This window comes from Brevibacillus fluminis, assembly GCF_052072235.1.
Classification (GTDB): domain Bacteria; phylum Bacillota; class Bacilli; order Brevibacillales; family Brevibacillaceae; genus Brevibacillus_D; species Brevibacillus_D fluminis_A.
In genome coordinates this window covers 473,337-492,267 of record NZ_CM125436.1, presented here as the reverse complement: position 1 = coordinate 492,267, position 18,931 = coordinate 473,337, and the positions used below count along the sequence as shown (strand labels likewise).

Here is an 18,931-nt window from a genome sequence, read left to right as displayed (position 1 = left end):
CTTCTATTATACCCTGCTCATGTATCAGCAGAAAATAGCGTAAGTGTCGTTACACTTCCATCAAAATAGTCAAGATCATCGGGTTGCGTCCCGTCTTTTCAAAGATGTACGGCTTCAGCACTTCATTGATCTGCGCTTTCAGCTCCGACCAGTCTTTGACCTTTTTATCCATGGCTTCCAGCAGCTTTTGTTTTACCAGAACCGTCGCTTCCTGAATCAGCGATTCCGAGCCGCGCACATAGACGAATCCGCGGCTTACCAGGTCTGGCCCCGTCAGCACTTTGAAATTTTTCATGTCGATGCTGACGACGACCACGATCAAGCCGTCTTCCGCCAAATGCTTGCGGTCGCGCAGCACGATATTGCCGACATCGCCGATCCCGCTTCCGTCGATCAGCACGACGCCTGCCGGCACCTTGCCCATCGTAACCGATTCGCGGGTTGCACGCAGACACTCGCCGTTGTCCATGACAAAAATGTTTTTCGGTTCAATCCCGACTTGCATGGCAAGCTTGGCATGCGTTTTGAGCATCCGGTACTCACCGTGAATCGGGATGAAGTAACGCGGACGGATAAAGCTGAGCATCAGCTTCAGCTCTTCGCTGCTGCCGTGACCGGACGCATGGATGTCAAACACGGAACCGTGGATCACGTTGGCGCCAGCGCGGTACAGCTTGTCGATCGTCCGGCTGACATTCACCGTATTCCCCGGAATCGGCGATGCAGAGATGATCACGGTATCGTCCGGGTAAATTTGCACGGTGCGGTGCGATCCCGAAGCGATCCGGGTCAGCGCTGCCATCGGCTCCCCTTGGCTGCCTGTGCAGATGATCAAAATCTGGTTGTCCGAATAATTGTCGATCGTTTTGATGTCGATCAGCATGCCTTCCGGAATCTGGATGTAGCCCAGCTCCTGTCCGATCAAAAAGACTTTTTCCATGCTGCGTCCGATCACCGCGATCTTGCGGTTCTGCGCCTTGGCTGCATCCACGACCTGCTGCAGACGATGCACGTTTGAGGCAAACGTCGCCAAAATGATGCGTCCTCTCGCTTTCGTCACCACATCGAGAATGCCCTCGCCAACGGAACGCTCAGACATCGTGAAGCCAGGACGTTCGCTGTTTGTGCTGTCAGAAAGGAGCGCGAGCACATCGCCGTTGCCGATCTTCGCCATTTTGGCAAACTCCGTGGAATGGCCGACCGGCGTCATATCCAGTTTGAAGTCGCCGGTGTGCACAACTTTCCCTTGCGGCGTTTCGATGCAGATGCCGTATGAATCCGGAATGCTGTGGTTGGTGCGGAAAAACGAAACCGTCATATGGTTGAAAGCGATCACCGAGTCTTCGTTGACGAAATTCATTTCCACTTCCGCCACCATCCGGTGTTCTTCCAGCTTGGACTTCACCAAGCCAAGCGTCAGGCGCCCGCCGTAAATCGGCATTTTCACCTGCTTTTGCACAAAAGGAATCGCGCCGATATGGTCCTCATGGCCATGGGTCAAAAACAATCCCTTGATTTTGTGCTTGTTTTCGATCAAATAAGAGACGTCTGGGATGACGAGATCAATGCCGAACATCTCGTTTTCCGGGAACTTGACGCCGCAGTCGATGACGATGATTTCGTCTTCGTACTCTACGCAGTACATGTTTTTCCCGATCTCGCCCAAACCGCCAAGCCCAAAGATTTTTACTTCACTCAAAAAAATACCTCCTACCGTTCCTCTACTTCCTATCTATTGTACCATAATGCTGGTGATTTCTTTCCACTCAATTGGACAAGCCATCCCGCTCGCTGTTTGCATAACCGCAATGACTGCGGTCAGACTAGGAAGATCACAGGTCCGCTGTAAACGAAAGGAGCAGTCATGAAACGTCTCTCTTGCCTATGGCTTTGCTGCGCGCTTTGTTTTGCCGCCGTTCTGCCTGGCCAGCCCGAAGCTCATGCGCATTCGCTGGTCGCAGCACCTGCGCCTGAACCGGGTTATGCCAAATGGGGTCGGCTGGCGGTAACGGAAACGATGAAGCGGTATCCGAATACCGCAATCATCGATTATCTTCATGTAGGCCGAACGTACCCAGCACCGGGCATCGCCCAAGAAACGTTCAAGCTGCTGCTCAAAAAGAACGGACGAATCTGGGCTGTTTATGTGCGAATCCAGTTTGAGCAAACATCAGAAAAACTGATTCGCCTGCAGGTGGATGAGGCGGAAGGCACCGCTTATTCGTCTGCCAATCGCTTCATGTCCCCGATGATTTTGTCCATATCCATCTCTGCGGCCATGCCATAAATGGCGCGCATTTTTTTCTCCTTGTCGATCAAAAAAATCTTCATCGTATGGACAAACGTGCCATCCGGCTGCTTCAAGACGCCGACCCCAAAGCTTTGCGCGACCTGGGCCACCGTCGCTTCCTCACCGCGGAGGAAGTGCCAGCCTGTCTGATCTGCGCCAAAGCTGTCCGCGTATTTTTGCAAAACAGCCGGCGTATCCCGCTCCGGATCAAACGTGACCGTCATCAGCTGCACATCTTTGCCGAACAATCCTTCGGCCTTCAACTCCTTTTGAATTTTGGCCATGTTCAAGGTCGTCGGCGGGCAAACATCGATGCAATTGGTGAAAATAAAGGCGACAAGACGCACCTTGCCGTCAGTATCGCTGAAATGGAACGGCGATCCGTCCAAATTTTCCAGGGCAAAATCAGGCATGGTTTTATAGACCGGCAATCGGTGCTTCTGCTCGTAATAGCTGTATCCGAAATAACCGATGACTGCTAGTCCAATCACACTTGCCAAGATGGCAAGCCAATACTTCCGCATGGGTGTCCCTCTCCTTTGACTCTATCTACTAGTTTTGTACGGTGACGCTGTACGTAAACGTGTGCACGTTCTGTTTTTCGTCGGTCCAGATCAGCTTGACATCCCACGTGCCGTCCATCATCAGATGCGGGCCTTCCGCCGTCCATTTGCCGTCTTTTGCTTTCAGCTGCTGTTCGCTTTTTCCGTGGTCACCCATCCCCTGCATCGCGAAAGTCAGCTTGGCGCTGCCCGTATCCATCTTTTGCTGCTTGTCGTCTGTGATGGTGATCTCATATGTATTCGGTCCGACAATGCCCGGTGTGATGAGCAGATCTGCCGTATACGAATCGGCGCTCGCCTGCTGCTTGATCGGTTCTTTTTGCGTCTCATCCTTTGCTCCGCAGCCTGCGAGCATCGCCAGCACAAGCGCGAATACCGGCAGCAATCGTCTCCAACTCTTCATGGTTCCTTTCTCCTTCTTTTCCGATTTTGTGATCGTTTCGGTTCGATTGCACACGAAACAAAGGCATCAGGCCAAAAAGCCCAATGCCTGCACGCTACCATTTTATTTCTCCACTTCGCCCGGCCAAGCAAGCATGCCGCCTACCAGATTGGTCGCATCAAACCCCAGCTCCGTCAAATACTCGCATGCGCGATGGCTGCGCGCTCCGCTGCGGCAGATCATGATGAGCGGCGTTTCTTTGTCCAGCTCATCCAGTCGGTGTGGCAAAAAGCCGAGCGGGATCAGCTTCGCTTCTTTCATGTGGCCCGCGTTCCATTCCTCCAGCTCGCGCACATCGATCAGCTGCAGCTTTTCGCCTTTTTCCAGCTTGGCGATCAGTTCATCCGGCAATATTTCCTTTACTTGTTGTTCCATCTATGTCAGCCTCCTGTATGATGATTCCCAGCAAACTACAATCCTCGCATCATCATACCACATCTTTCCGTTATTTTCGACTCGGCTACGGCCGTCCCTGAACATAGCGCGCATCGAATAAAAACAGGCGCATCAGCAGGATTAGTGATGGGATCAGCAACAGCAAGCCAGCGATGAAACCGATTATCAGCGCCGTGCCCATCGCAGGGCTGGTCACACTATCCGTAATGGTAATGAACGGATACAGTAAATACGGCAGATGGGAGACGCCATAGCCGAAAAATGCAAAGGCGAATTGCAGCATGACCGCGATAAATGCCCATCCGTAATACTTTTTCATAAAAATCAGGGCAAGCGCAACGAGAAAGCACGCGAACGACAGCAAAAACAGCCAGCTCACATCAAGCATGCGCTCGAAATGATCAAGGTTGTGATTACGGATGGACAAAAACACCATGAAGCTGGCAAAAATCGTCGGCAAACTCCAGCCGAGCGCATAGGAGCGCAGCAGCTTGACAGCATCATGATCACGAGCCCGATCAGCATAATACGTCAGGAAGCTGGCGCTGATAAACAGGATGCTGACCAACGCGAGGAATACGACCGCCCAAGAATACGGGCTCGTTAACAGCCGATCGGTCAAGAGAACAATCTGATCGCCCTGCTTGTCGATGAATCCCCCTTCGGAAATGGTCAATATCGTCGCCAGCGATGCCGGAATGAACAATCCCGTCAGGCCATAGGTCGCCAAATAGGTCAGATTGTCCCTCGCCCCGTAATGAGCAAAGGCGTAAAACGAGCCTCTGAGCGAAAGCAGCACCAAAAATATGCTTCCCGGTACCAGCAGCGCGGTTCCATAGTAATAAGCCGTACTGGGGAAAAAGCCGACAAGCCCAACGATGAAAAAGATCAAGAAAACGTTGGTAACTTCCCACACCGGCGACAAATAGCGTTCGATCGTATTGTTGACAAGGTGGTCTTTGCCCAGCATCTTGCAGTAGAACGCGAAAAATCCTGCACCGAAGTCGATAGACGCGACGATGATATAGCCGTACAAGAAGACCCAGAGCACCGTGATCCCCAGCATTTCAAGCGACATTCCCCTTCACTCTCCTACCTTTGCAAATTCGGCAGCGGCTCATGAGCGGAGTTCCGCTTCTGCCGGCTTATTTTTGAACATCCGCATCAAGACAAGCGAGGACACGATCCCAAGGAACAGGTACAAAAGCGTAAACAAGATCAGCATCTCGCCAACATGGCCCGCAGTCGTCGCGGCATGCTGCGTTTTCATGTACCCCACCAGTATCCACGGCTGGCGGCCGACCTCCGCGAATATCCAGCCCGTCTCGATCGCCAGCATCGCCAGCGGCGCTCCCCCGATGATCAGCCGCAGTACAAACCGGGGAATCGCTCCTTTTTTCAATCGGCGATAGAGGAAATACAGCAAAGGCACAGCTAAAAGATAGCAGCCGATGGCGACCATGGAGTCGAATAAATAGTGAACGATGAGCGGCGGCCACTCGTCTCGTGGAATCCGGTCAAGCCCGGTCACCTCGGTGTCGGGTGAACTGCCTGCGAGAATGCTGAGCGCATACGGCAGCTTCAACCCGTATTTCACTTCCATCGTCTCTTTGTCCAGCACACCGCCGAAGACCAGCTCGGCCTGCGCTTTCGTCTCAAAATGCCATTCAGCTGCTGCGAGCTTCGCCGGTTGGTATTCGGCCAAATATTTGCCGGCGATATCCCCCCACAGCGCGGTTCCACCGGCAAATAGCAGCCCTGTCACCATCGTGAGCGTCAACGCTTTGCGATAGTATTCGTGCTTGTTGCCCTTCAGAATACGGTAGGCGGCGATCGCAGCCAGCACAAACGCCGATGCTACATAAGAAGAGAGGATCATATGGCCTGCCTTCGACGGCGTCGCCGGATTGAACATGGCAACTAGTGGCTGGATATCCACGATGCTCCCATTCTTCAGCGTAAAGCCCTGCGGCGCATTCATGAACGCATTGACCGTCATGATGAAAAATGCGGACGCGGTCGAGCCGATGATGACAGGAATGGAAATCAGCCAGTGCACGTACGGATTTTTGAATCGATCCCATGTATACAGATAAATGCCAAGAAAGATGGCTTCAAAGAAAAAGGCGAACGTCTCCAAAAACAGCGGCAGCGCGATCGCTTCCCCCGCTATTTTCATGAAGCTGGGCCACAGCAAGCTCAACTGCAAGCCGATACAGGTGCCCGTCACAACCCCAACCGCTACCGTAACCGTAAAGCCTTTCACCCAACGGCGGGCCATCAGCGTGTACATCGGGTCTTTTCGGCGGATGCCAAGCCATTCGGCAATCGAAATCATGACCGGAATACCAACGCCTAACGCTGCAAAAATAATGTGGAACCCTAAAGTCAGCGATGTCAAAATTCGTGCCAGTACGGTGTTGTCCAAATCCATTCCTATCTCACCCCTGTTTGTCTCTATATCAGACTTTGTTTATATGCCATATTCATAATGTAAGCAGTGGAAGCGCTAGCAAAGCAGGTAGTTTGTGAACGGGCAACGGCGAATCGGTTACAAATTTGAAACTTTGATAATTCCCATCCGTTTACTTGTAATTAACCGGTTGACACCCACCCAATCATCCCTTACAATTAGAATCGTTCCACTAATTTTAAAATTCACAACTCATCAAGAGTGGCGGAGGGACTGGCCCTTTGAAGCCCGGCAACCGGCATGATCCACATGCAAGGTGCTAAATCCTGCAGAATCGATGGATTCTGAGAGATGAACTTGGCGTTTGGCGTTCGTTCGCAAACAAAAGCCTTCTTCTCCTCGGAAGAAGGCTTTTTTATTTGATAAATGAGAAGGAGAAAGAGCTATGACTACCAATCCACAATGGAAGCCTGAAACACTCGCACTGCACGGCGGACAAGAGGTTGATCCGGTTACCGGTTCCCGCGCTGTGCCGATTTACCAAACCAGCTCGTATGTTTTCCGCGATGCGGACCATGCGGCAAACCTGTTTGCGCTAAAAGAGTTCGGCAATATTTATACCCGCATCATGAATCCGACCAACGACGTATTCGAGAAACGCGTGGCATTGCTGGAAGGTGGCGTTGGCGCATTGGCGACCGCTTCCGGACAGGCGGCGATCACGTTCGCGCTGCTGAATATCGCTGTGGCCGGTGACGAAATTGTCGCCTCCAGCAGCCTGTACGGCGGTACCTACAATCTCTTCTATCACACGTTCCCGAAACTGGGCATCAAGGTTCATTTTGTCGATCAGTCCAACCCGGACAATTTCCGTGAAAAAATCAATGAAAAAACAAAAGCGGTGTTCATCGAAACGATCGGCAATCCGCGCATCAACGTAGCGGACCTGGAAGCGATCGCTGCGATCGCGCACGAAAATGGCCTGCCGCTCATCGTCGACAACACATTCGCGTCCCCGATCCTGTGCCGTCCATTTGACTTCGGCGCTGACATCATCGTGCATTCCACGACCAAATTCATCGGCGGACATGGCACCTCGATCGGCGGCATCATCGTCGATTCCGGCAAATTCGATTGGAACAATGGCAAATTCCCGGGCCTGACTACCCCGGACCCAAGCTATCACGGCGTGAACTATTCCGAGGCTGTCGGCAACCTGGCCTATATCATCAAGGCTCGCGTGCAGCTGCAGCGCGACCTCGGCGCTGCCCAATCGCCGTTCAACTCCTTCTTGTTCCTGCAAGGCTTGGAAACCTTGCACCTGCGCATGGAGCGCCACAGCCAAAACGCGCTGGCTGTCGCCAAGTTTCTGTCCGCGCATCCGCAAGTGGAATGGGTCAACTACCCAGGGCTTGAAAGCGATTCCCAATACAAGCTGGCGCAAAAGTATTTGCCGAAAGGGCAAGGCGCCATCCTTACATTCGGTGTCAAAGGCGGCGTGAATGAAGGCCGCAAGCTGCTTGAGTCGACCAAGCTGTTCTCCCATCTGGCAAACGTCGGCGACTCCAAGTCGCTCATCATCCATCCGGCAAGCACGACGCATCAGCAGCTGAACGAAGACGAGCAGCGCGCTGCGGGCGTGAATCCGGAAATGATCCGCCTGTCAGTCGGTACGGAAGCGATCGATGATATTTTGGAAGATTTGGATCAAGCGTTGAAGCAGACTGTGTAGGAAAAGACCGCTTGTCTTGCTTCACGTTTCCTCGAGAAAGAGGTCAGTCAGAGAAATCTGGCTGGCCTTTTTTGTGTTTCGCGCTGATCCTCTCATTCTATTTTTATTGAATTATACATTCGAAAATATTAGAATGTAAAAAAACGGAATGCGGTGATGATCATGAAACTTTTGCAGCTCTCCCATGAACGCGAAACATACGATGTCGTTCTACAGCATTCGCTTCTTTTCGAATGTGCACTTGGTTTGGCCGCCGTCACCTATCATGAAATACATCCGTCTTTGGAAAAGGATACGTCTTACTGGGCAAACGCCCGCCACTCCCTCTCACTGGACATGCAGGTGCAGCTCGATTATGTCGAACGCAACAATACGTGGAAAACGCTGCTGCAGCTGCTGCACGCAGATGACTTCGCCGATCTGGAGTCGTTTCTTGGATTCATCCGTTCCCTGTCCGACGAACAGCTGCTCTACCATAGCTATCCATACGTAGGAAAGAAACAGGAAGCGCTGCGAAAAAAAGCTGCCTCAGGCGATGCTGACGCCATCGATCAGCTGGTGGAGCACTGCCGGCATCACAAATTTTTCCCCGCTTACCTGCGCTTTTTGCAGCGGGTCGATCCAGACGAACTCCGCGCGCATCTGCTCGCCGTGATGGAAGGCTGGTACCAAGCGCATGTTTTTCCGGAGCAGGAGGAGCTTGCGGCCATTCTTGCCCGCGATCTCGCGGCAAAACAGCACATGCAGCATAAGCTCGCTTCCGAGCAATTTGTGGAGTGGGCAACCGGTGGCATTCGCTATGTCCCCGAACCTTCCGTCACTCGCGTCGTGCTGATTCCCCACGTGGCCTATCGCCCGTGGAACATCCAGTCCGACTGTGCAGGCACCAAAATTTTTTACTATCCGGTCGCCGACGACAGTTTAACGGAGACGCCGGACTTGTACGCGCCGCCTTTGCGGTTGACGGGCGCATACAAGGCACTTGGCGACGAGCACCGGCTGCGTTTGGTCAAGCATCTGTACCACCGGGATCATACGCTACAGGAGCTGACGGAAAAGCTGTCCTTGGCCAAATCGACCGTCCACCACCATCTGATGCTGCTTCGGTCAGCCCGCCTAGTCACAACCGAGGGCACTGCCTATCGACTGGAGAAACAAGCGCTGGAGCTGCTTGCAAACGATTTGCTCGCCTTTTTGCAAAAGGAACAGCCGGAGGGCCAAACGGATGATGCCAACGCCTAGTCGCGCGCTCTATCGCAATCCGTCTTTTACCAGCGTCTGGATCGGCGAGGCCGCCTCCTCGCTTGGCGGCAGCTTTGGGACAGTCGCCAATTCCTGGCTGCTGTTCCAAATCACCGGAGCGGGACTGGAAGCCGCGCTTGGCAGCATGTGGCTGATCTACATGCTCCCCTCGCTTTTGGTCCAATTGGTCATCGGCCCTTATTTGGACCGCTGGAACAAGCAGCGTGTCATGCTTTTTTCCCAGTTTGCCCGCGCCTTGCTCTTCTGCTTCCCGCTCCTGATGAGCCTGGCCGGACATTTGCAGCCTTGGCACATCTATCTGGTTTCACTGGGGAACGGGCTGATTCAGCCTCTCTATGTGCCTTCCAGCATGGCCTTGCTCCCCTCCTTGCTGGAAAAAAGCCAGCTGCCCCAGGCCAACGCAGCGATCGACGGAACGTCCCGGCTGATGATGTTCATCGGCCCACCCGCAGGCGGGCTGCTTGTCGCGCTCATCGGAGCCGAGTATACACTGGTCGGTATCATCGCGCTATATTTGCTGAGCAGCGCAATGCTCGCCGTGTGCAACACCCCTGCGGCGCAGCTCGGCCAGCCACCCCGGGAAAGCTGGAGCCAACAACTCTTCGCAGGCTATCGCTATTTTTTTGCGCAGAAAAAGCTGGTGTGGCTCAGTGTGTTTTTGTCCTTTGTGCAATTTGCCGTCGGCGTCACGATGGTGCTTAATCTGCCCTATGTTGTGCAGGAGCTTGGAGGAACATCGGTCACGTACGGGCTGTTCATCGCCATGTTTCCGTTAGGGTATTTTCTCGGCAGCCTGCTGGTGCCCCGCCTCAAGCACAACCTCTCCCTCCGCTTCGTCATGCTCGGTTCGATCTTTTTGGGTGGAACGACGTTTCTCGCGCTGTCGTTTGTCCATCATATCGGGGTTGCGCTCGCCATCGAGCTTTTTGCCGGCGTCACTTCGCCCTTTTTTCAAGTGCATAGCACCACGCTCTATCAGCGGATGGTACCGGCTGAATTGCGCGGACGGGTGTTTTCGATGCGCCTGCTGATCATTCGCAGCGTGATGCCGCTTGGGACGCTATTCGGCAGCTACTGTGCGCCAACGATGGGGATTCGGGGGATTTTTGCGGTGATCGGCGGGGGGATTTGTGTGGCGGCAGTTGTGGGGATGGTGGTGCCGTGGTTTCGGTTTTTGGGGGGAGGGGAAGGTGGGGGGAGAGGGTGAAAAAAGGGGCTACATGCAAGCTTTGTGCTTACATGTAGCCTTTTTTCGTAAATCGTTACTTCGCTTTTTTTCGAATCCATTCCTCAACCGCTTGCTTTAATCCGCCTTCTTCTTCCTTATTTGGGTTTTCTAAATCTTCACCCGTCAAATCTTTGATGGCGCGGTACAAATATTTCTTAGCGTCTTTCTCGTAATCGCGGACATCCTCTAGATCACGTTTATCCGAGGACGACACCCAATCTTCTAGCGAATCAATTGCTTTCTCTTTAGAATTGACTGCCTTTTGAATATCATCTGCTACATGTTCCATATCTCGTCGTTTTGATGAGCTTATTTGTCGTCCAAGCTCATCAGCCAACGACTGCATACGGTCTTGCATGATATCAAGCGGGATGGTCCGGTACAAAATGCCTTGTCGCACTAACGTCAAGTTGGGCAATTTATTTTGGCTAAGTCTCATCTGAATAACATTTTCGATGGAATCGGATGTCGTCAGCAGCCCTTTTGCCAAAGCTGTAATATTGGTGATATCCTGCATCATCATCCCTGAATGGTAATCATCGGTTTCATACGGAATTCCCTGCATGATCTCTTTGGCGATCTGGTCCCGGTTTTTCATGCTGCTGGTATACATCGCCACACTGGCAGCAACCGTTTTTTCGCTATCGCCACCGCCTGAAAAAAGATAGGCATTGTAGGAATCTTTGTCATAGTAAAAGGCGATTTTCTTCTGGTCTGAGAGCGCCTTTGCCGGAATGTACAGTTGACCATTCACTAAAATCCCTTTATCCGCAATGGGTTTATTGTCCACGGTAAGCGCCACATTCTCTAGATCGCCAGTTTGTCCGTACGGGCTTACCCCCGCCGCAAATGCCGTTCCGATTAATCCAAGAGAGATCGCTGCAGTGGCAATCATCGTTTTTGCTTTCATCCGTAAAACTCCTTTCTCTCTTATTCGTTACTCCCAACCGCCTAGAAAAATGCCTTCTTTGGAAAACGAAGTTCTCACAAAGAAGGCGATTCTTCTTTTTTATTTCACTTCATATACAGGAGGGATCGTTTTCAGATACGCCATGACGCGGGCCATCAAAATCGCAGCATCGCTGCGGATGATGGTCGCATTCGGCTCGAATACATACCCTTTTTTCGGATCGGTTACATCAACCGGTGAACCGCTGATCAGCTTAAGCTTGGCAATCGCGAGAATCGATGGTTTCGCGTACTCATCGGTGATCAAATTGTAATCTTTGAACAGCTTGGACAAGTCTTTCGTTACTTTTACTTGCGAAGTATCGAGCTTCAGCTTCAAAGCACGAGCCAAAATGACTGCAGCTTCAGCACGTGTGACTTTTCCTTGCGGGTTGAAGATGCGCGGGTCTGTTCCCCGGACGATCCCCAGCTTGGCGGCCGTCTCGATGTGGCGGTAATCATAGAGCGATGTCGCCGTATAATCCGTCAACACATCGTCAAACGAAGGCTTTGAGATGTTTTCCACGAGCGGCAATTGCAGTGCCCGAACCACCATCGCTGCGAACTCGCCGCGTGTGGTGTCGAGGTCAGGAGCAAACTCAACAGAGCTCTTCGAGAGGATAACCCCTTTGGAGAACATCGCCTCGATGTGGTTACGCGCATAGCTGTGATGTACAACATCAGCGAACGAGTCATTCAGCTTGGCTACGACATAGTAACCGAATTTGTCAAACGGCACTTTTATCGTTTTCTTGCCAGTGTTTACAACGCCGCCGAGGTTTTCCCAATAATAACGTTTCGGGTCGTAACGCATGACGGTCAAGTTATTGGCAGCGTCCGGCACGATGTTGGCGTCATAGGCCAGTTCCAGCGAACCGCGATTGTTCGGTACTACCATTCTGTTTTTCGGTACGCCATCAAAATTGTACAGCTTCGGCTCTACTTTGACTGCATCTGGCATGATTGGCAGCATGCCGTACGTGTAAGGGTCATATTCATCCGAACTCGGATCATCGGCCATACCTGCATCGATCCAGTACACCTGGCTCGCTTTGATGAAATGGCTGTCAAACGAGTTTTTGAACTGGCGTCCCAAATCTTTGATCGTATCGTCAAAGTTTTTCGGACGATCTACCAGATAGTCAAAACGGTCAACGACGCCATCCTCACTGTTGGCTACAGCATATAAGATGTTGTGTCCTTTGAACACTTGGCCTTTCAAGTTTTCCGGCACGTTAAAGTCATTGCGGATCAAGTACGTATTTTTCGGGAAGGTGAGCGTCAGCTTGCCGTCAAATACTTTGCCTGCCTTGTCCATCGGAGACATGTACTGCGCACCTGGTATATAAGATGGCGCATAGAACACGTCGATGGAGTCCGTTACCGTGTCTTTGCCACGTGTAATCGTGAACGTGATTTTATTGCTTTTGTTTGGTTTCAAATCCGTCACGATCGCGCGGAACGCATCGGTTGTGTCGGGACGGCCGTCAAGATCATCGTCAAATGTGCTGAGATGCTTCGCTTCCGTTTTGTTGACCACGACTTTTTCGGTGTTTTTCGACTCGATCACGACTTCCACATAGTTTTGGTTGACTGTAGTTTGCAGACCGGTCTTAACTGGGCGCAATACTTTGTAAGCTACGCCCGGCGCGCTTACTTCCAAACGGTACGTAGCTTTGGAACCACCGGTCAACCCGTTGTTGTAGACGGAAAAGGTGTAAACGACCTTGCTACCGTCGGTTGGGATTTGTTGCTTGGCGATCTCAAAAATAAAGTAATGCTTGTTGAAATCATAGTAGACATCAATGCCGCTTACATCGGTTTTCCCGCTGACCACAGGTGTCGATCCATTAAGCAGTGTATTTTTTTGCAGGTCCCACGTAATCGTATTAAACCCGTCCGGGCCTTCAACTGTCAAAATGTACTTTCCACTGCCGATTGAGCTGATGACACTTTGCGCATCGGAAACACTGTCACCGAGATCAATGAAGTTAAATGTACCAGCGATTTTCATCTCGGTTTCTTTCGTCGTAAACACGCCATCTTTACCCACGAATTTAGGGTCTGGCTTTCTTGTCGACGTATTGAACGGGTATACCCCATCCGTGTTCGCAACCGGAATCTCCGGATAGCTGTTGGAATAAAGGGTAACTGTGAATCTTTTTTCATAGACCAAATTGTTCTTGTCATACAGGAAAACTACCGTGTTTTGCCCGTCATGGAAATACTTTGAAACCGTCGCATTATAATCAGTAGCCCCTCCGTTATCAATGATAAAAGAGTTTGTACTTGAACCATTTTGCTTCAGATTGACATCCGAGTTATTAATGGTCAACGTAATGGCTTTCTTTTTCGTAACGGGGTCCTTTTTATAATCATTCAATGGATCAATTGTAATATTATCCAATTGTCCTGCGAGTGATTTTAAAATATCTTTGACCAGATAAGTTGTAACTGCAGATTGTTTGATTGCATACCCCTCAGTGTTGCTGGTCATGTTCGGGTTGTATTTAAACACCATCCCATCCGTTAACCCTGTGAATTTCAGCACAGGTCCAGCAGCAGCGTTAACCTTTACTTCTTGCCAAATGTTGTTGTTGTAGTACACTTTCAACGTTTGTGTACCATCAAAAGGCAAGGAGTTGATAGGAAGATCAATCGTGCCCGTACCATACACCGGAGTACCAAAGGTTACGTTTGCTTGATTCCCAAAAGAGTTGGTTGACACTACCTTTAAAGCACGTTTTCCAGCTACGTCGTTGGTCACATTCAATCTGAGCGTAAACGGTTTTTCATTAATAATCGTATTGTCGATCAAAGGAGTGTATGTTGTCGATACGCCCAGCGCATAGCTCAATGATGTGATAGCTGGTGCATTCGGATCAACGAACATGTAACCGAAATCTCTGACGGTCTGATCGTCATATTTGGCCGCTGCCCCCGTTTGATCGCTTTTGTAGGATTCAACCAGGTTCAACGCGCCAAGCTTTACATAGACTTGCTGATCTTGGGCAAAGAACTTGTCGGTATTTCCAGCAAAGCCTGCAACCGGAACGTTAAATTTAAAGATATAGTAGCTTGATGTTTCCGCTACTTTTGTATAGGTCGTTTTGGAATTGTCGATATCCTCTGTAACTGCAGGTGAAGCCGATTCGTTTCTCAGCGCGATCTTTACGATATTCGCAGGGTTATTGGGATCAAATGCTGGCCCTACTGGTAATCTTGCTTCAGGAGCGATGATAACGTACCCTTCAAGGGATGTTACCCCTTTTGCTGTACTACCTGAGCTATCGCTTCCTTTAATCGCAGGTTTCTGACTCAAGTCGAACTTTGTCGTCCCTGTCGTCGGATAGGTCATATTTACATCATAAAAGGTACCTGTGCCGTCAAAATAGACGATATCACGCTTAACTTCAATTGTTTGATTACTATTCTTCAACAAAAACGTTAACGTGTTCGCCCCTTTTTTCAAAGGCACTTTCCCTACGATAAAGTAAGCTTCGGAATCTTGGCTAACGGTACCGGAAGCAGACTCGGTACCGTTTTTAATAATGACGGATGTAACGTTCGGCGCGTTCCCCTCGATCGTAAAATACGAATCGCCAGAGGTAAAATCGCTAGTCACGATCGTTTTATCCGTCGGGTTGATCGTCATTTTTTTCCCGCCACCGGTAAACTGAAGATTGTACAGAAGCGGTGTGCTGATGTACGTGATCTCGTAAGTGTTGACGACTTCTGTCGTACCCTGTTTCCCCCGGAACGTGATAGTATTGTCGCCATCAAAAAGCTCGATATTCGCTACTGTGATCTTGGAGCCATCTTCTGAAACGGATACCCCCCTCGATGTCGGTGTCGTCTCCACATTGGCGGAAACATTTTTCACCGAGTAGGTTATACCAGATGAAGAAACCTGATTTAACGTCCCCGTCATGGTTATGTATTTGTAGTTCACCTTTGGCACAACATCTGGAAAAATGAAATTTTGCTGTTTGCTGTTGTTATCGCCAAAGGCGGCATTTGCTTGCAATGGAATTACTGGAACCATTGTCAGCATGAGCGCAAAAATCAAAAAAATCTGCGCAAGTTTTTTGTACACGCCATTCCCTCCTCTGAATCTTTCTGCGAATCTGCTAAAGCCATTTCTCTTTATTTTATATCGGCAGATTATGGGTTGATAATAATAGTTTCCACGTCGAAAAATGCAAGAAATGAGCAAATGGTCACGATTGACCTGAAATGCAACGAAAAAAGCAGCGCTATCGAAAACGCTGCTCCGGAAACCATTTTATATGGAATCAATCTTTCACTTAATAAAGCCTTACTCCGGCATAATCCCGGTATAATTCGACTGCGGCCGGATAATCCGGTTATTCGCCGCCTGCTCCAGCACATGCGCGCTCCAGCCTACCACGCGGCTGATTGCAAAGGTCGGGGTGAACAAGCTGTCCGGCAGCCCTACTGCACGCATGACGGCAGCAGCGAAAAATTCGACATTGGTGTTCAGCTTGCGGCCCGGTTTGTACTCTTCAAGCAGGCGCAGCGCCACTTGTTCGATATGTGTCGCCAGATCGAACCATGGGTCGTCTTTCGACAGCTCGGAGGCGACGACGCGCAGCGCAGCAGCACGCGGGTCGGTCGTTTTGTAGACGCGGTGGCCGAAGCCCATCAGCCGCTCGCCGTTTTCGAGCGCGCGGCGCAGCCATGGCTCGGCGTTTTCCTTGGTGCCGATCGCTTCCACCATTTCCGTCACTTCCGAAGGTGCTCCGCCGTGCAGCGGTCCTTTCAATGCCCCGATCGCGGCCGTGATCGCGGAAATGAGGTCGGAACGTGTCGACGATACGACGCGTGCCGCAAAGGTTGAAGCATTCATGCCGTGCTCCTGGGTCAAAATCAGGTATGCATCCAGCGCCCGCACATGCGCATGGCTCGGCTCCTTGCCCGTCAGCATATACAGGTAGTTGGCGGTGTGACGCAGCTCTTTATGCGGCGCAAGCGGTTCGCGGCCGGCGAGACGTGCAGCGCGGTACGCGACGATCGATGGCATCTTCGCTGTCAGCGAGATCACTTGCTCGATGGTCGGCGGCCAGTCGTTTCCGGTCAAACCGAGCAGGGAGACGCCGGAGCGAAGTACGCTCATCATATCGATATCGTGCGGAATACAGTCGATTGCTGTCTTGACGTACGCTGGCAGCTCGCGCGCGGCAATCAGCTTTTCCTCCAGCTCGCGGAGTTGTTCTTTATCCGGTAAGGCACCGTACCACAGCAGGTGCGCCACTTCTTCAAAGGTATGGTGAATAGCCAGGTCGCGGGCCCAATGATTTCGATATACCAAGTGGCCGTTGATGCCATCCACCAGGCTCAAGTCCGTCTCGGCCACAACAATTCCTTCCAGTCCGATTGCAATGATTTGTTCACTCATTGTCCTTCACCCCTTTATCTTTGAGTTTAGTATATCAAGTCGAAGGCTGATCGAAAAATAAAATAATATCCCACAATCGATTATAAATCGTAATCAATCATACAGGCGCCAGCGGCGGGTACAGCATCTGTAAAATTTCGACAAACCGTTCTGTCGCCACGGATACCGACTGCTTGGGCAAAACCAGATAAGACCCCGCTTTCGGCAGCTCGATCCCAGGCGTTTCCAACTCGATGAAGCGGTTTTCAAACAGCTCGCGAATGACTGCGGAACGCGGAAGGAAAGAGACGCCCAGCCCTTCTTCGATAAAGCGTTTGGTAATGTCGACATGCGAAACGACCATCGACCGCAGCGGTATCCCCCGCCTGCGCAAGAGCAAAAGCAGATCGTCCCAATACACGGGGTGATTGTGTGTAAGCAATCGTTTGGTGGAAAGCTCCTGCTCCCAATCCGGAAGCGGCGACTCCATATCTCCGCCATTATGCGGGACAGCGAACACGACCGGCTCATATTGGATCAAAAATGTGTCCAGCTGCAGCTCGCCCGGGATCATCCGGGACAAGCCGAGGTCGGCCTGGCCGGATTGCACCATCGGCCCGATTTCGATCGAATCGGCGATTTTGATGGAGATGTCCACGTCCGGAAATTGTCTCGTATACCGATGTACCAGATGCGGGAGCGAGGTGCGGGCGATGATCGGCGAGGCGACCAGCTGCAGCGTCTCGCGGTATCCCTGCCGCCAGGAGAGCAAATCGTCAAGCCCGTTGTGATACTGCTCCAGCATTCCTTTCGCATGGGGCAAAAAGCGCCTTCCGGCAGGCGTCAGCCGCACATACTTGCCGACGCGCATAAACAGCTGGATGCCGAGTTCACGCTCCAGCAGGCGAATGTGCTGGCTGACGGTCGGCTGGGCAATGAACAGCGCCTCCGCAGTCTGATGAAAATTCTCGTTCGCTGCCGCCACCACAAACGTTTGCAAGATCCGAAAATCGATCGCCCCTCACCTGTCCCTTCTCAGTTGAATCATCCGCTCCCACGCCGCATTGGCCTGATCCATGATGTCGCTTATAATCTCTGCGGCACCTTGCGTCTGGCGCAGCATCGCCACCCCTTGACCTGCCCAAAGCGACATGTATTCCGGCTTGTTCAGTCGTGCAGCGGCAGTACGAATTTCACGCGTCAGCGCATTTTGCACGGGATACGGCAGCGCTTGCAGCTTCTCCATTTGCGCCGATTCAATTAAACGGTTGTTTAACCCTCTTGCTGGTCGCCCGGAAAATGCCCGGGTCACGCGCGTATCGGTTTCCTTGGCATGCAACAGCATCTCCTGATAGGCGGGATGTGCGAGACTTTCCCGGCAAACGAGGAATCTTGTCCCGAGCTGGGCCGCATCTGCCCCGAGCGACAGTGCAGCGAGCAGACCGCGCCCGTCCATGATCCCGCCCGCTGCGATGATCGGCATGTCAGGCAGCGAATCAGCGACAAGCGAAACCAATGGCATCGTGCCGATGCACGCCCCATCGCCCTCGTTGCCAGGCTGGAACGTCCCTCTGTGCCCGCCCGCTTCTCCGCCCTGCGCCACGATCGCGTCCACCTTCTCCGCTTGCAGGATGCGCGCTTCTTCCAGTGTCGTCGCCATGCCAATCAGCTTCATTCCCGCTTGCTTCGCTGCCCTTCCGTATTTGCCAGGCGATTGGAATGCGCAGCTAAACACCGGTACCTGCTCTTCCACGATGACGGCAAAGCATTCGTCCAGATCCTCCTTGGATTGGGGAAGCTCTCCGTTCCAGGGCGAGAGCCCGACTTCATCGCGCATTTTGTTCAGCCAGTCTACCAAGTCACCGGATACTTCCGATGGAGCCGTTTCTTCAAAGAGGAGCAGATTGACGCCAAACGGCTTGTTTGTCAGCTGCTTGACCTCCCGGATGGATTGACGCAAGGCATCCGGCTTCACGTATGCCCCTGCCAACGTTCCGAGCCCGCCCGCTTCCGATACAGCCGCCACCAATTCGGGCGAAGTGATTCCCCCGGCCATCCCGGCCTGAACGATCGGCAGCTTGACCGAGAACACCTCACAAAACCGCGTTGCAAACATTCTGTCCACCTTCCCTTCCTAATTTTAACTATAGTGTTCCCGAACGGATGAAGCAATCGGTTGCAGACGTCTTTTTCGCTTTTTCGATCAAAAACGATTTTAGTAACAAAAAATTTTTTTGAAAAAAAGGATTTTGACTTCT

General features: G+C 51.7%; 15 protein-coding genes and 1 riboswitch. Of the genes, 4 read left to right on the top strand and 11 right to left on the bottom strand.

All coding sequences use genetic code 11. From position 1 onward, the window contains the following. Positions 1-49 precede the first annotated feature (49 nt). Positions 50-1,699: a ribonuclease J1 gene (rnjA, locus tag ACTID9_RS02775; RefSeq protein WP_441069739.1), complete on the bottom strand. Its 1,650-nt coding sequence runs from the start codon at positions 1,697-1,699 to the stop codon at positions 50-52. A gap of 165 nt (positions 1,700-1,864) precedes the next feature. Between rnjA and ACTID9_RS02770 the strand changes: the two genes are divergently transcribed. Further along, a complete protein-coding gene (locus ACTID9_RS02770) occupies positions 1,865-2,287 on the top strand; it encodes a DUF3889 domain-containing protein (RefSeq protein WP_441069738.1) in 423 nt (140 codons plus the stop codon). Here the strand turns inward: ACTID9_RS02770 and ACTID9_RS02765 are convergent. From ACTID9_RS02765 to ACTID9_RS02745, 5 genes are all read right to left on the bottom strand, one after another. Then, positions 2,218-2,814 carry an SCO family protein gene (locus tag ACTID9_RS02765; RefSeq protein ID WP_441069737.1) on the bottom strand — a complete coding sequence of 199 codons (597 nt, stop codon included), beginning with the start codon at positions 2,812-2,814 and terminating at the stop codon, positions 2,218-2,220. The two genes, ACTID9_RS02770 and ACTID9_RS02765, sit on opposite strands and share 70 nt — an antisense overlap. 28 nt (positions 2,815-2,842) lie before the next feature. After that, complete coding sequence (locus ACTID9_RS02760; protein WP_441069736.1) at positions 2,843-3,256, bottom strand: FixH family protein; 414 nt, start codon at positions 3,254-3,256, stop codon at positions 2,843-2,845. Positions 3,257-3,358: 102 nt separating this feature from the next. Further along, a complete protein-coding gene (locus ACTID9_RS02755; RefSeq protein WP_441069735.1) occupies positions 3,359-3,670 on the bottom strand; it encodes a rhodanese-like domain-containing protein in 312 nt (103 codons plus the stop codon). 85 nt (positions 3,671-3,755) lie between these two features. Continuing rightward, a complete protein-coding gene (locus tag ACTID9_RS02750; RefSeq protein WP_441069734.1) occupies positions 3,756-4,769 on the bottom strand; it encodes a cytochrome d ubiquinol oxidase subunit II in 1,014 nt (337 codons plus the stop codon). A gap of 39 nt (positions 4,770-4,808) precedes the next feature. Further along, a complete protein-coding gene (locus tag ACTID9_RS02745; protein WP_441069733.1) occupies positions 4,809-6,125 on the bottom strand; it encodes a cytochrome ubiquinol oxidase subunit I in 1,317 nt (438 codons plus the stop codon). A gap of 228 nt (positions 6,126-6,353) precedes the next feature. After that, a riboswitch (SAM riboswitch) is annotated at positions 6,354-6,462 on the top strand. An 87-nt stretch (positions 6,463-6,549) separates the two neighbouring features. Between ACTID9_RS02745 and ACTID9_RS02740 the strand changes: the two genes are divergently transcribed. From ACTID9_RS02740 to ACTID9_RS02730, 3 genes are all read left to right on the top strand, one after another. Further along, positions 6,550-7,836: a homocysteine synthase gene (locus ACTID9_RS02740; protein WP_441069732.1), complete on the top strand. Its 1,287-nt coding sequence runs from the start codon at positions 6,550-6,552 to the stop codon at positions 7,834-7,836. Positions 7,837-7,998: 162 nt separating this feature from the next. Next, entirely contained in the window at positions 7,999-9,078 is a 1,080-nt protein-coding gene (locus tag ACTID9_RS02735) for an ArsR/SmtB family transcription factor (RefSeq protein WP_441069731.1), read from the top strand. Beyond that, positions 9,062-10,306 carry an MFS transporter gene (locus ACTID9_RS02730; protein ID WP_441069730.1) on the top strand — a complete coding sequence of 415 codons (1,245 nt, stop codon included), beginning with the start codon at positions 9,062-9,064 and terminating at the stop codon, positions 10,304-10,306. The genes ACTID9_RS02735 and ACTID9_RS02730 overlap by 17 nt, the downstream gene beginning before the upstream one ends. A gap of 55 nt (positions 10,307-10,361) precedes the next feature. On the opposite strand, the gene ACTID9_RS02725 is transcribed toward ACTID9_RS02730, so the two are convergent. The 5 genes from ACTID9_RS02725 to ACTID9_RS02705 all read right to left on the bottom strand — a co-directional run bounded on the left by ACTID9_RS02725 (position 10,362) and on the right by ACTID9_RS02705 (position 18,789). Then, entirely contained in the window at positions 10,362-11,237 is an 876-nt protein-coding gene (locus ACTID9_RS02725) for a hypothetical protein (RefSeq protein ID WP_441069729.1), read from the bottom strand. Positions 11,238-11,336: 99 nt separating this feature from the next. Then, positions 11,337-15,371 (bottom strand): S-layer homology domain-containing protein, encoded by a 4,035-nt coding sequence (locus tag ACTID9_RS02720; protein ID WP_441069728.1) that lies wholly within the window; start codon positions 15,369-15,371, stop codon positions 11,337-11,339. Positions 15,372-15,593: 222 nt separating this feature from the next. Next, a complete protein-coding gene (locus ACTID9_RS02715; protein ID WP_441069727.1) occupies positions 15,594-16,694 on the bottom strand; it encodes a citrate synthase in 1,101 nt (366 codons plus the stop codon). Between the two features lie 97 nt (positions 16,695-16,791). Beyond that, complete coding sequence (locus ACTID9_RS02710; RefSeq protein WP_441072374.1) at positions 16,792-17,688, bottom strand: LysR family transcriptional regulator; 897 nt, start codon at positions 17,686-17,688, stop codon at positions 16,792-16,794. Positions 17,689-17,694: 6 nt separating this feature from the next. Beyond that, positions 17,695-18,789, bottom strand: a complete 1,095-nt coding sequence (locus tag ACTID9_RS02705) for an NAD(P)H-dependent flavin oxidoreductase (RefSeq protein ID WP_441069726.1) — start codon at positions 18,787-18,789, stop codon at positions 17,695-17,697. Between the last annotated feature and the right edge of the window lie 142 nt (positions 18,790-18,931).